Annotated in this window: 11 protein-coding genes and 1 riboswitch; of the genes, 4 read left to right on the top strand and 7 right to left on the bottom strand. The window is 69.3% G+C overall.

The annotated features are described in order from the left end of the window. Positions 1–37: 37 nt before the first annotated feature. Complete coding sequence (locus tag NY1_RS29880) at positions 38–1,222, bottom strand: DUF8462 domain-containing protein (RefSeq protein ID WP_067720472.1); 1,185 nt, start codon at positions 1,220–1,222, stop codon at positions 38–40. A gap of 189 nt (positions 1,223–1,411) precedes the next feature. Between NY1_RS29880 and NY1_RS29875 the strand changes: the two genes are divergently transcribed. The 3 genes from NY1_RS29875 to NY1_RS29865 all read left to right on the top strand — a co-directional run bounded on the left by NY1_RS29875 (position 1,412) and on the right by NY1_RS29865 (position 3,115). Next, entirely contained in the window at positions 1,412–1,672 is a 261-nt protein-coding gene (locus tag NY1_RS29875) for a hypothetical protein (protein ID WP_067720471.1), read from the top strand. Between the two features lie 209 nt (positions 1,673–1,881). Further along, positions 1,882–2,043: riboswitch (cyclic di-AMP (ydaO/yuaA leader) on the top strand. A gap of 79 nt (positions 2,044–2,122) precedes the next feature. Further along, positions 2,123–2,716 (top strand): C40 family peptidase, encoded by a 594-nt coding sequence (locus NY1_RS29870; RefSeq protein ID WP_084535615.1) that lies wholly within the window; start codon positions 2,123–2,125, stop codon positions 2,714–2,716. 3 nt (positions 2,717–2,719) lie between these two features. Further along, positions 2,720–3,115 (top strand): RNA-binding S4 domain-containing protein, encoded by a 396-nt coding sequence (locus tag NY1_RS29865; protein ID WP_067720470.1) that lies wholly within the window; start codon positions 2,720–2,722, stop codon positions 3,113–3,115. Between the two features lie 14 nt (positions 3,116–3,129). On the opposite strand, the gene NY1_RS29860 is transcribed toward NY1_RS29865, so the two are convergent. The 5 genes from NY1_RS29860 to NY1_RS29840 all read right to left on the bottom strand — a co-directional run bounded on the left by NY1_RS29860 (position 3,130) and on the right by NY1_RS29840 (position 9,186). Then, on the bottom strand, positions 3,130–4,260 hold the full coding sequence (locus tag NY1_RS29860) for a cation:proton antiporter (protein ID WP_067720469.1): 1,131 nt from the start codon (positions 4,258–4,260) through the stop codon (positions 3,130–3,132). After that, positions 4,257–4,646 carry a hypothetical protein gene (locus tag NY1_RS29855; protein ID WP_067720556.1) on the bottom strand — a complete coding sequence of 130 codons (390 nt, stop codon included), beginning with the start codon at positions 4,644–4,646 and terminating at the stop codon, positions 4,257–4,259. Before NY1_RS29855 ends, NY1_RS29860 begins: the two co-directional genes overlap by 4 nt. Before the next feature lie 7 nt (positions 4,647–4,653). Then, on the bottom strand, positions 4,654–7,704 hold the full coding sequence (locus NY1_RS29850) for an acyltransferase domain-containing protein (RefSeq protein WP_084535585.1): 3,051 nt from the start codon (positions 7,702–7,704) through the stop codon (positions 4,654–4,656). Positions 7,705–7,849: 145 nt separating this feature from the next. Further along, on the bottom strand, positions 7,850–8,032 hold the full coding sequence (locus tag NY1_RS29845) for a hypothetical protein (RefSeq protein ID WP_157762552.1): 183 nt from the start codon (positions 8,030–8,032) through the stop codon (positions 7,850–7,852). A gap of 182 nt (positions 8,033–8,214) precedes the next feature. Then, the gene (locus NY1_RS29840; RefSeq protein ID WP_067720466.1) at positions 8,215–9,186 is read right to left on the bottom strand and encodes an NAD(P)H-dependent flavin oxidoreductase; all 972 of its coding nucleotides are present in this window, start codon (positions 9,184–9,186) and stop codon (positions 8,215–8,217) included. A 291-nt stretch (positions 9,187–9,477) separates the two neighbouring features. On the opposite strand from NY1_RS29840, the gene fadD5 reads away from it, so the two are divergent. After that, positions 9,478–11,046, top strand: coding sequence for a fatty-acid--CoA ligase FadD5 (fadD5, locus tag NY1_RS29835; RefSeq protein WP_067720465.1), 1,569 nt, complete (start codon positions 9,478–9,480; stop codon positions 11,044–11,046). On the opposite strand, the gene NY1_RS29830 is transcribed toward fadD5, so the two are convergent. Continuing rightward, a complete protein-coding gene (locus tag NY1_RS29830) occupies positions 11,038–12,531 on the bottom strand; it encodes an FAD-binding oxidoreductase (protein WP_067720464.1) in 1,494 nt (497 codons plus the stop codon). The two genes, fadD5 and NY1_RS29830, sit on opposite strands and share 9 nt — an antisense overlap. Positions 12,532–12,533: the final 2 nt, after the last annotated feature.

The raw sequence follows: 12,533 nt of genomic DNA, 5'->3' as shown, positions 1-12,533 counted from the left end.
GTCGCGCAATGATCTTGGTGGTGCAGCGAACATTCCGCTATTGCACGCCGCGTAGATAACGCCCGAAATGCGGCACCGTGAAACCGATGGTGCCGCGCTCCGCCGAATAGATGAGCCCCTTCTTGATCAGGCCGTCGCGGGCCGGGGACAGCGAGGCCGGTTTGCGATTGAGCTCCTTGGCCACGGTGGCGGTGGCGACCGGTCCGTCGTCACCGGACAGATCGGCCATGGCGCGCATGTACTCCCGCTCCGCCGGGGTCGCCCGCTCGTAGCGGGAACCGAAGAAACCGACCGCTAGTTCTTCCTCGGCGTGCGGCGCGGCCACCTCCACGTCCTCGGCCGAGATCGGGCTCTGCGCCGCCACGTCCCAGGTCGCCTTGCCGTACGCCTGCACGAAATACGGGTAGCCGTCGGCCTTCTCGTACAGCGCCGCCAGCGCGGCGTCGCTGTACTTCACGTTCTCCCGCTCGGCCGGGGCGATCAGCGCCTGATCCGCCGCGCCCCGGTCCAGCCGGTCGATGCGGTGATAGGAGAACAGGCGCTCGGAGTAGCTGCGCGAGGCCGACAGCACCGCGGGCAGATGCGGCAGGCCCGCGCCCACCACGATCAAAGGCGCGGCGTCCTGGCTCAATTCGTGGCACGCGCCGCAGATCGCCGAGATATCCGCCGGGCCCAGATCCTGCATCTCGTCGATGAAGATCGCGATGCCCACCCCGATATCGCGGGCCAGCTGCGCGGCCTCCATGAGCAGCTCGACCAGATCGATCTCGATATCGCCGGAATCGGCGCGGCCGGTCACCGCCGGGACGTCGATGCCGGGATTCCAGCGCTCCCGCATGCCCTTGTCCGCGGTGGAACGCAGCGCGAAAGCCTTGAGAATGCCGAGGAAATCGTCCACCTGCTCCGGATTGCGATGCGCCACCGCGATCGAGCGCACCGCCATGTGCAGGGCCGAGGAGAGCGGGCGGCGCAGTTCCTGATCCGGGCGCGCCTCCAATTTCCCGGTGCCCCAACCGGCCGCGCGGGCCGCCGAGCGAAGCTGGTTGAGCAGCACCGTCTTTCCGACGCCACGCAATCCGGTGAGCATGACGCTGCGCTCCGGACGTCCGCGGGCCACCCGCTCCAGCACGATGTCGAAGGCGTCGAGCTGGCGATCGCGGCCCGCCAATTCGGGCGGGCGCTGGCCGGCGCCGGGGGCGTACGGGTTGCGGACGGGGTCCATGCGGCCCAACCGTAGCGCGCGAATCCCGGCCGCGTCGGGCGATGATTCCGGATTATCCGGCCGTATAGCGCTGGTCGTAGAGGTAGTTATCGATCGGCATACCCGCGCGCCGGCGTTCGCACCCCTTGCGTCCCTTGCGGTCTCTACCCTTATGTCGGGTTCGCGAACGATCCAGTCCAGGAGGGGTACATGTCGGAGGAAACGCCGCAAATGCCGCACACCGTCGCGGAGGTGGTGGAATCCTGGGACGTGCCCGCGCAGGCCCCCGTGGCCACCCTGATCCGGAAGAACATTCTGGTGGCCATCGAACGCGGTTACGACGATCCGCAACTGGTGGCCGATCTCGCGGTGGGACCGCTGGTGATGGCGCTGGGCAAGCTCGAGGTCGAGCTGGCCGACGCCCGGCGGCGCATCGCGGAATTGGAGCGCGCGGTGTCCGATCGGGGGTGATCGGCGCTGTTCCCGAACGCTTCTATAACGGCGATGTCGATCAGGTATATCGAGCCGTGATCCGGCGTCCCGAACCTGATTTCGCTTGGCGACCGGGGAATTTGAGCTACGACACAACACGCCCGCGCGTTGGGGTGGACAACACACTCGGGTCGTCGTAATCTTCTCGTGACTTAGCGGAGTCTGTTGCTTCATCGGAGAGGCAGCCCGCGACGTTACCGCCTAATCGAGAGCGATCCACCACATCGCGATCGAACCGGGGACCCAGTCTCGTTTGGGGTGAATCTCCCACGGCCGCAAGCCGAAGGAGTAGGGCCTACTTCCTGGCCCGAACCCGTCAGCTAACTCGGTCGGCGGCAGGCTCAGGAAGAAATGGAGAACGGCTCGGTGGGTAAGCACAGCTTGCAGCGGGAATCTCGGCTACCGAATTCCGTGAAGGGTGCCATCGTCATGGGTGCGATGGCCGCGACGACGACCGGCGCCTTCCCGGCGATCACCGCCACGGCGGCCACCGTGGATGTACCCGGGCTCGGCAGCTTCGAAGTGCCGGACGAATTCGCCCCGCAGGTCACCCAGTTCAACCAGGCGGTCAAGGACGCGGCCACCGCGCTCCAGGTCCCGCAGGGCGGCACCGTCGGTGCGGCCCCCGGTAAGGACTTCCAGCTGCCCAACGTCTTCGGCGGCCAGCAGCAGAACCACTCGGTCGGCAATATCGCGCTGGACGCGGCCGCCACCAAGGTCGGCGCCCAGTACTCCTGGGGTGCGTCGGGTCCCTACAGCTTCGACTGCTCCGGCCTCGTGCAGTGGGCGTACAAGCAGGCCGGAATCGACCTGCCGCGCACCAGCTTCGAGCAGTCCCACGTCGGCGCCCCCGTCGCCTTCGAGAACCTGCAGCCCGGTGACATCGTGATCACCAACGGCGGCGGCCACGTCGGCATCTACGCCGGCGGCGGCAAGCTGCTCAACGCGGTGCAGTCCGGTACCCCGGTCTCCTACACCAACCTCAACTCCGACCAGGTGGTCACCGCGCGCCGTATCGTGTAGCGCGTGCCCCCTGCTCCCACCAGCCAACCGGTCCAGGCCCGAGTCGATTCTTGGGTGTGGGCCGTTCGGCTTTTCAAGACCCGCTCCGCCGCCGCGACCGCGTGCCGCGCCGGGCATGTGCGAGTCAACGGGGTGGTGGTGAAACCGGCGCACGCGTTGAAACCCGGTGACGAGATCCGGGTCCGGGTCAATGGCGTGGAGCGCATCGTGATCGTGGAGCGGTTGATCACCAAGCGGGTCGGCGCGCCCGTCGCGGCGCAATGCATGATCGACAAGTCCCCGCCCCCGCCCGATCCCCAGCTGGTCGCCGCCCTGCCGCGCCGCGACCGGGGTTCGGGGCGGCCCACCAAACGCGAACGGCGCGAGACGGATCGGCTGCTGGGCAGGACGGCCGAATAGCGCCCGCCCGGGGACTATGCGGGGGACTTGGCGGCCGCGCGGCGCGAACCGATCGCCGCCGCGGCGATCGTGATCAGTGCGCCGAGCATCAGGGCCGCCGGTTCGCCCGGCTTCAGGACGTGCATCTGGGTGCCGACCGTGACCGCCGCGACCGGGACGCCGATCTGCGCGGAGGCCAACGCGCCCAGCGGAACCGGCTGCCGGAGCAATCGCATCGCGATGTGCGCGAGCACCGCCGCCGCACCGAGTGCCAGGCCCAGCAGGATCAGCGACGGGTGCTCGCCGAACTCGCGCAGGTTCAGGCGCGCGCCCAGCCAGATGAAGAACAGCGGCGCGAGGAACCCGTCGCTGATCGCGAACAGCTGCTTCGCCACCCGCCGGGGTTCGCCGATGCCCGCCACCGTGAGACCCATGGCGAAACCCGCCAGCATGATCGACACGTGGCCCCGGGTGGCGATCGCGCACAGCAGGAACAGCAGCGCCAGGCTGACCCGCAATTCCATGGCGAACTGCCGGTCCTCGGAGATCCTGTGCAGTCGCCGGCGCAGGCCGGACCGCTCCAGATAGCGCAGCAGGAAGAAGATGCCGACCGCCGCCGCCGACACCGCCAGCGCGCCCAGCGCCGCCCGGCCCGCGTGCGCGGTATCGATGACCAGCGGCAGCGCCACCACCGCGGCGGCATCGGCGATGGCGACCTGAGCGGTCAACTCCAGCACCGGTTTTCCGCTCAGCCCCTGCGAATCGATGATGGGCAGCACGATGGCCGCCGACGAGGAGGCGATGAGCACCGCGTACAGCAGGCCGTGCCCGGTATCGAACCAGGCCGCCACCGCGACCCCGAGCCCCACGGCGGCGACACCGACCAGGACGGCCCGCAGCGCGCCGATGCCCAGCGCCGAGCGGATGGCCGCGTCGCGGATCGGGACGTGCGTGCCCGCCACGAACATGACCACCGCGAAACCGACGTCGGCGAGGAAGGTGAAGGTCGGGTCCTCGGGGTGCAGGACGCCGAAACCGGTGGTGCCGAACGCGATCCCGGCGATCAGCTCACCCAGGATCACCGGCAGGTGCCAGGACGGCCGCCACGCCAGCAGCGGGCCCGCCAGCCCCAGCACGGTCACCAGGGCGAGAATCTCGAAATTCACGGCATCGACGCGATTTTCACCGGAATCTGGATGTTCTCGTCCGCATAGTGGATGGCGCACACCCGGTGGTAGCCGTCCGCGATCACCGCCGGGACGCCCTTACGGAAATCCCCGCGCACCACCAGGATCGGCGACAGAGCCTTGCCCGCCACGATCTTCTCCAGATCCCGCCGCACATACGGATTCGATGCCGGCGCCAGCTCCAGCCCGGAGGCGCGCAGGATGTCCTTGGCCTTCTTGTGCGCCAGCTTCACCTGCCGCAACTCCTCGACTACCGTCTCGATGACCTTCGGTTCCGCGAGCATCTCCAGATAGTCCGCGGCCGCCGGATAGTCGTGCTCGTCCGGCTCCGCCTTCCACTTCACCTGAATAGTCGGCTCTGCCATCCCGTCATCATTCCCGCGCCGCCACCCCATCCCCACCCGACACGCGGGGCATCCGCCGCCACCCGCCGTCCCCCAGCAGCCATGCGAACTCGACCGGATCGTCCGCCGTCAACTCCGCCAGATCCGCCACCACCCGTTCCCACAGCTCCGCCCGCGCGTAGACCACCCCCCGAATGGGCAACCCGCACTCCCGGATATCGTGCAGCGCCCCCGCCAGATCCCGCCGATCTCCCACATCACACCGCACCATCACCACCCGCTCCTCGAGCCCCTCGAGCAGCGTGGGCAGCGCTCGCGGCACCCGCGTCAGCACCACTACATCCCGCGCCCCCGCGTCCAGCAGCCAGCGCACCGCCGTGGCCCCGTAGACGCCGAGCCCGCCCGCGACCACGTAGGTCGCATCGGCCCGCACCATCACTCCGGGCAGGGGGCCGAGCCAACGCCCCTCTCCCGGAAGTGAATACGTGACTGCGGAGGCTTCCCGCGCGCTGTTCGGTTCCCCAGCGGTGAACGTCGCATCGTGCCGATCCGCGGGTTCCGTGGGGTCGGGACAACCCTCCGGTCCGGCCGGAAATCCGGGTCCGGCGGTCCGCCGCTCTCGCATCGACGCGTTCGAATGACCGGTGCCGCAAGGAATTTCCCCGCCGGAGATGATCGGGATGGCCGCCCGTTCGTGTTCCCGTGCCGTCCCTGAGCGTCGCCACAGGCGTCGCGGCGGCGTCGCCGCATGCGGTCCGAGCGCCGGCCAGTCCACCCGCCGGCCCTCCACATGCAACTGCGCCAGCATGCGCAGCAATGCTCCCGCCTCGTCGGTGGTCGACCCGGTCGAATAGGTGGCGTCCCGCAACGCTCCGTAATCCCGCACCGCGGACGCCAGTACCGGTTGGGGCGACAGTTCCACCACGGTCGAAATACCATCCGCCACGGCCATTTCCAGCGCCGCGGCCAACTCCACGGGACCGGCGGCATTCGCACCCCAGTAGTCGGCGTCCATTACGGCGGACCGGGTCTCCGGCCGATCGCCGTACTCGGTTCGGTCGCCGCTCTTCGGTGCGAGCCCGGCGGGATGGCCGAGCGTTCCGTATCGCGCGGTGCTGGAACGGGTTTCGTCGACCGAGGTCGGCACCGGGGCACCGGTGCGGCTGTCGCCGGGTCGGTGGCCGGTGGAAACGGCGAGCGGGCCGGCTATCAGCGCGCCGCGGTGGGTGGTCGAGTAGAGGGGGAGATGGGGGACGGCGGGGGCCAGCCCGGCGAGGGTGGAGATCAACTGTGGCGCGATGGTTCGCGCGCGCGGTATGTGGACGATCGTGGCGGCGGCGCCGTCCACATTGTTCGTGGCGATGCGCTGGGCGAAGATGGCGCGGCGGTGGGCGCGGCGGACGAGGGCGTCGATATAGCGCGGCTCGCCCGTGACGGTCACCGAGCTGGGGCCGTGGATGGCGGCCAGGCCGACCGCCGTGCGCATGGGCTCGACCAGGCGCAGGGCTTCGGCGGGGGTGGCTTCCAGCACGGCGGCGGCGCTTTCCTCGGCGGCTCGGTCCAGCAGGCGTCCGCGGGTCACCACGATGCGGGCGGCATCCGTGAGCGGCAGTGCGCCACCGGCCACCGCCGCCGCGAGTTCACCCGCCCCGTGCCCGGCCAGGGCGTCGGGCAGCACGCCCCAGAACTCCAGCAGCGCGGCCAGTGCCACCTGGTAGGCGAATACCGCGGGTTGCGTGAAATCCACACCGGTGGAACCGTTTCCGAAGCCGTGACGCGGCGTCCAGACGCGCGGCCCGCCCGCTTCGGCGATCGCGTCGGCCGCTTCCGTGAGGCGTCGTGCGAAGACCGGATATCGACCGGCCAGTCCTCGCCCCATGCGGGGATGAAACCCGCTGCCGGAGAACAGGAAAAGCATTCCGCCCGCCCGCTTTTCGGACGCGGGGCCGAAGATGTCCCCTTCGGCCGGTATCGCCCAGCGCAATGCGGGCAGTTCGACGCCTTCCCACCGGCCCGAGGCATCTTGAATCGCCGAATTGTGCTGCCGCACGGGGTGTTGCGGGGGCGCGACGGTGGTAGCGGGCGCCGCGGGGATGCGGGCGGCGAGGATACGGAGCTGGGTGGCGGCGTCGCCGGTGTCGCGGGCGAGGACGGCGGCACGGGTGGGTTCGGGGAGCAGACGGGCGGTGGCCGTGGCGAATTCGTGGACGCTGCGGTAGGCGCCGACGCGGCCGGCCCAGTGCAGGGCCAGTGCCCGGATGGCGGCGGCGTCGGGGCCGCCGAGGACGATGGGGAACGGGGTCGGCGGTGCTGGGCGGTGCGGTGCGGTGGGGTGGGTGGCGCGGGTGCCGCCGTCATCGGATTTGCCGGCGGCGGGGCCGGAGTTCGTGGCTGGGCTGTCGTCGTGCGTGCCGGTTGATTGGCCGGAAGCTATTGCCGCAGTGGGAGTTCCACCGTCCAGTTCGTATCGGTGCCGGGCCGGTACGGCGGTGTGGTCGTGCAGGACTATCCGGGTCAGCCCGCCTTCGGGCCGGGGGCCGGTGATGTCGGCGTAGCGGCGGGTGCCGGTGCGGGCGGCGTCGGCGGTGCGTTGCAGGACGAGGACGGTGCAGAGGGTGCCGTCGCCGGAGAGCCGGATGCCCGAGATGTCCGGCAGGACGGTGAGATCGGTGCCGCCGGCCAGCACGAAGGGGATGGCTTCGTCGGCGAGCAGGCGGACGGCGGTGTCGACGGCGATGAGCGGGGTGTCGGCTTCGCTGTCGACGAGCAGGCTGGGGCCGTGCAGGTTCAGGGCGCGGGAGAGCAGGCGGGCGGCATTGGGCGTGGTGAAGCCGGACGCGCCGAGAATGACCGCGGCGGCGGAACCCGCTGCCAGGCAACCGAGTCCGGCGTCGTCGATGGCCTCCACCGCGATCTCGAGACTCACCCGGTGCCGCGGGTCCAGGCCGGCGGCGTCGGTGGCGCTGATGCCGAACCAGTCGCGATCGAATTCGGTGTCGGCTGCCCGGCAGCCGACACCGACGATCGACACCCGCGGGAAGGGGGTGGAATCGTTGGACGCTGTCGTACTCTGCCGCACAGGGAGCCCCTCCCGTGTCCGGCGACGGAGGCCCGTCGCGGTACCTCCGGGAATTCTGCCAAGAATTCGCCGCGCTCAGAAGACCTTTCGGCCAGTCGGCTCGGCCGACTCGCCGACGGCGAGGGCGATCAGCGTCGTGCGCGGCCTACGCGGTGGCCGGCCGCGGATGGGGCCGGGCGTGTACGACCTCGTCGAAGTCGGCCGGTAGCGCGTGCGAGCTGAAGAAGCGCAGCGCCAGATTCACCGCGTCCTGTTCGCTGTACACCCCCGAGATGGCCATGGTCCGCCGCAGTGCGTCGTCATCGAGATAGATACGAGTGATTGCCATTTCGGCCACCTCCGCCATGTCCATCGGATAGAGAAAGCATGACGGATTTCGAGGGTGCGGATAACCGAAATGGAAAGAGCCCCGAGCACATTTGCCCGGGGCCCTGACGTTCCGGACATACCACGCCGGATTGCTGTTCGCGCCGATGCTTTTGCAACGGAGCCGAACGGTCGAGCGGTGAATCAGGCGAGCATGCCCGCCAGACGCGACGAGATGAGCGCCTCGGCCTCGGTCACCATGCGGGAGACCAGTTCCGCGCAGGTCGGGATGTCGTTGATCAGGCCCTGGACCTGACCGGCCGACCAGATGCCGGCGTCCAGATCGCCCTCTTCGAACACGCGGCGGCCGCGCGCACCGGCGACCAGATCGCGCACATCCTCGAATTTGCCGCCGGCCTTTTCGATTTCGACGACCTTGCGGCTGATCTCGTTGTCGGCCACGCGCGCGGTGTTGTGCATGGTGCGGAAGATCAGCTGGGTGGCGCGCTCGGAATTCGCCACGATCTGTTCCTTCACCGTCTGGTGAATGGCCGATTCCTGGGTGCACATGAAGCGGGTGCCCATGTTCACCCCGTCCGCGCCCAGCGCCAGCGCGGCGACCAGGCCGCGGGCGTCGGCGATACCGCCGGAGGCGATGACCGGGATGTCCAGCGCCGCGGTGGCGGCCGGGATCAGGATCAGGCCGGGGACGTCGTCCTCACCCGGGTGGCCGGCGCATTCGAAGCCGTCGATGGACACGCCGTCGACGCCGATCTTCTGCGCCTTGAGCGCGTGCCGCACGCTGGTGCACTTGTGCAGCACCTTGATGCCGGCCTCCTTGTAGTACGGGAGGAACGGCTCGGGATTGCTGCCCGCGGTCTCGACGATCTTGACGCCGGAGTCGATGATCGCCTTCACGTAGTCCTGGTACGGCGGCGGGTTGATCGACGGCAGGATGGTGACGTTCACGCCGATCGGCTTGTCGGTGAGCGCGCGCGCCTTCTCGATCTCGCGCAGCAGATCGTCCGGGGTGGGCTGGGTGAGCGCGGTGATGATGCCGAGGCCGCCCGCCTCGGACACGGCGGCGGCCAGCTCGGCGCGGCCGACCCACATCATGCCGCCCTGGACGATCGGATGCTCGACCCCGAAGGTCTCGGTGAACCTGGTACGCAGCATGACGCTTCCTCTCCCTGCCTCTCGCGGACGCCTTGATACTCGCATAGTTGCATATGGGGCGACAAGCCTCATGTGAGTCGGAGTTTGCAGCTATCACCCTGTCGTTGCAGGTTGCCTGGGGATAAACCAGTGAGACACGGACGGGCAAGAAGATCGGAACAGCCGCTCTGACCTGCTGAATGAATGAGTGAGAATTTCTCACTGAAACCTTCTCTGTAACCCTTGTCACGCCAAGAAGTTAGCGAGTATTCTCACGCTCGATCAGCATCGATCCTTTTGGGAGGACACAGCATGACCGCCGCATTCCAGTCACTCGACGAGCCGATCCGGTCGCGGCGCAATCACTGGGTCAACCAAGTCGCGACCCACGCGGCCATGCGCCCCGACCAGGTCGCCTTCCGTTTCCAGGGCGTGGACACCAGCTGGAAGCAACTGCACGAGCGGTCGGAGAAGTTCGCCGACGCGCTGGCCCGCCGCGGGGTCGGGTTCGGCGATCGGGTGCTCATCCTGGCGCTCAACTACACCGAGTACATCGAGGCCGTCATGGGCATCAACGCCCTCGGCGCCATCGCGGTCCCGGTGAACTTCCGGCTCACCCCGCCCGAGGTCGCGTACATCGTGTCCGATTCCGGGGGCAAGGCCATCGTCACAGACAGCGTGCTGCGGCCCTTGGCGGCCGGGGTGGCGGCGCAGGCGCCGGGCCTGGACACCATCGTGGTGATCAACGGCGAAACCGGCGACGGCGCCATCGGTTACGACGACTTCCTCGCCGAGGCCGGCGAACCCCATGCGCCGCTGGACATTCCCGAAGACACTCCCTGCCTGATCATGTACACCTCCGGCACCACCGGCAGCCCCAAGGGCGCGGTGCTGTCCCACGCGAACATGAACGCCCAGGCGCTGACCTGCATCCGCGCGCTCGAGGTCACCCCCGACTCGGTCGGCTTCTGCACCTCGCCGCTGTTCCACATCGCCGGATTGGGCAGTCTCACCCCGTATTTCCTGCTCGGCGGCAAGACCGTGCTGCATCCGCTGGGCGCGTTCAACGCCACCGCGTTCCTGGACGCCATCGAGGCCGAACAGGCCACCACCGCGTTCTGCGTGCCCGCCCAGTGGCAGCTCATCTGCGAGGACCCGACGCTGAAGGAGCGCAAGCTGGCCCTGCGCGGCCTGTCGTGGGGTGCGGCCCCGGCATCGGATTCGGTGCTGCGCGCGATGGCCGAATGCTTCCCGGACGCCTCGAACGTGGCCGTGTTCGGGCAGACCGAGATGTCGCCGATCACCTGCGTGCTGGAGGGCAAGGACGCGCTGCGCAAGCTGGGTTCGGTCGGCAAGCCCATCCCGACCATTCAGGCCCGGGTGGTCGACGACGAGATGAACGATGTCGCCCCGGGCGAGGTTGGCGAGATCGTGTACCGGGGCCCGACGCTGATGGCGGGCTACTGGAACAAGCCCGAGGCCACCGCGGAAGCCTTCGCGGGCGGCTGGTTCCACTCCGGCGACCTGGTCAAGCAGGACGAGGAGGGCTTCGTCTGGGTGGTGGACCGGAAGAAGGACATGATCATCTCCGGCGGCGAGAACATCTACTGCGCCGAGGTCGAGAACGTGCTGTTCGCGCACCCCAAGATCCACGAGGCCGCGGTCATCGCACGGCCGCACGAGAAGTGGGGCGAGGTGCCGGTCGCGGTGGTCGCGCTGGTCGAGGGCGCGGACCTGACGCTGGAAGAGCTCGAGCCGTTCCTCAACGATTCCCTGGCGCGCTACAAGCACCCCAAGGATCTCGTCATCGTCTCCGAACTGCCCCGCAATCCCAGCGGCAAGGTCGTGAAATTCGAACTGCGCAAGCAGTATTCAGCTTGATCGCAGTACCGAGCGGATCCGGTTGTCCGGATCCACCCGGCCGCGGAGCTCGGCCAGCCGCTGGTGATTGCCGCCGAAATAGCGCGACAGCGGATCGCCGGGCTCCAGGTAGTTGACGTACGCCCCGGCCGTATCGGCGGCGAGCGTGGCATGGGCGTCGGCGATCCAGGCCACCGCGGCGGCGCGCGGAATCGGTTCGTAGGCGCCCCATTCCACCAGGGCGGCATGCGCGCGCCACGGGAACGCGGTCGCCGTGGGGGACAGGTCCCGGACGGCGCCGTCGAGGGTGTTGAGCTGCACCCAGCCGGTGCCGCCGACGCTGGAGAACCGGGTGACGGCCTCCAGTACCCGGCCGATGACCTCGGGCGTGAGCGCGGCGACGATATCGGAGCCGTTGGTGAATTCGCAGCGCGGCGGCTCGATGGTGCCGCCCGCCAGGTACATGACGGTGTCCAGGTGGCCGAGCGTGCGGGAGTCGGTCTCGGCGGGCGGCTGGCCGATGGCCTCCGACAGCTCGGCCGTGACGGTTTCGCCGGTGCCCGCCGGGCAGACCAGCAGCATCCAGCAGGTCAGGCCGCCCGAGCCGTCGGCATCCACACTGACCTGGGCCCACCGATCGCGGGCGGCGGTGCGCAGCCAATCCTGCCAGCCCGTGATGACGCGTTCCGCGGCATCGCCCGGGAAGGCCAGGCGCACCACGTCTTTCGCCGTCGCCGGGATGGTGTCGAAGGTCATCGAGGTGACGATGCCCAGCCCCGGTCCGCCGCCGCGCAGCCCCCAGAACAGCTCCGGGCGGGAGGTGGCCGATACCTCGGTGACGGTGCCGTCGGGCAGCACCAGGGTGGCGGCGGTGAGCCGATCGCAGGTGAGGCCGTAGGCGCGCGATTCGATGCCGAGTCCGCCGCCCAGCGTGAGACCCGCGAGACCGACCCCGGGACACGAGCCGCTCGGCAGGCTGCGACCGGATCCGTCGAGTTCCCGGTACACCTCGTAGAGGTTGTGCCCCGGTGCGATGACGGCCTGCTGGCCGTCGGTGCGCACCCCGCGCAGCCGCCGGACGTCGATCACCAGCGTGCCGGGCGCGGTGGAGAGTCCGGCGTAGGAATGCCCGCCCGCGCGCGCCGACACCGTGAGACCGTGCTCGGCCGCGAACGCCAGCGCGGTCGCCACATCCTTCTCGTCCGCGACCTGCACGACGGCTGCCGGCAGGTCGTCGTCGAAGCGGGTGTTGAAGACCTGCCGGGCCGCCGGATAGTGCCAGTCGCCGGGGACCAGCACCCGGCCGCGCATCCTGACCCGCAGCTCGTGCCAGGTCGGATCGCCGCCGCCGGAACCGGAGCCGGAACCGGACGCGCTGCCCGCGGCGCCCGCGCCGGGCGCCGCGCCGGACGTGGCGATGCGGCTGATCCCGGCGAAACCCACGGCAGCGGTGGCGATTCCGAGTGCACCGCGCAGAAATACGCTGCGCGAGAAGGGGGATCTCATAC

Source organism: Nocardia yamanashiensis NBRC 100130, assembly GCF_001613325.1.
Classification (GTDB): Bacteria; Actinomycetota; Actinomycetes; order Mycobacteriales; family Mycobacteriaceae; genus Nocardia; species Nocardia yamanashiensis.
Note: the sequence above shows the minus strand (reverse complement) of the source record. Positions and strands in the feature narration are given on the sequence as shown.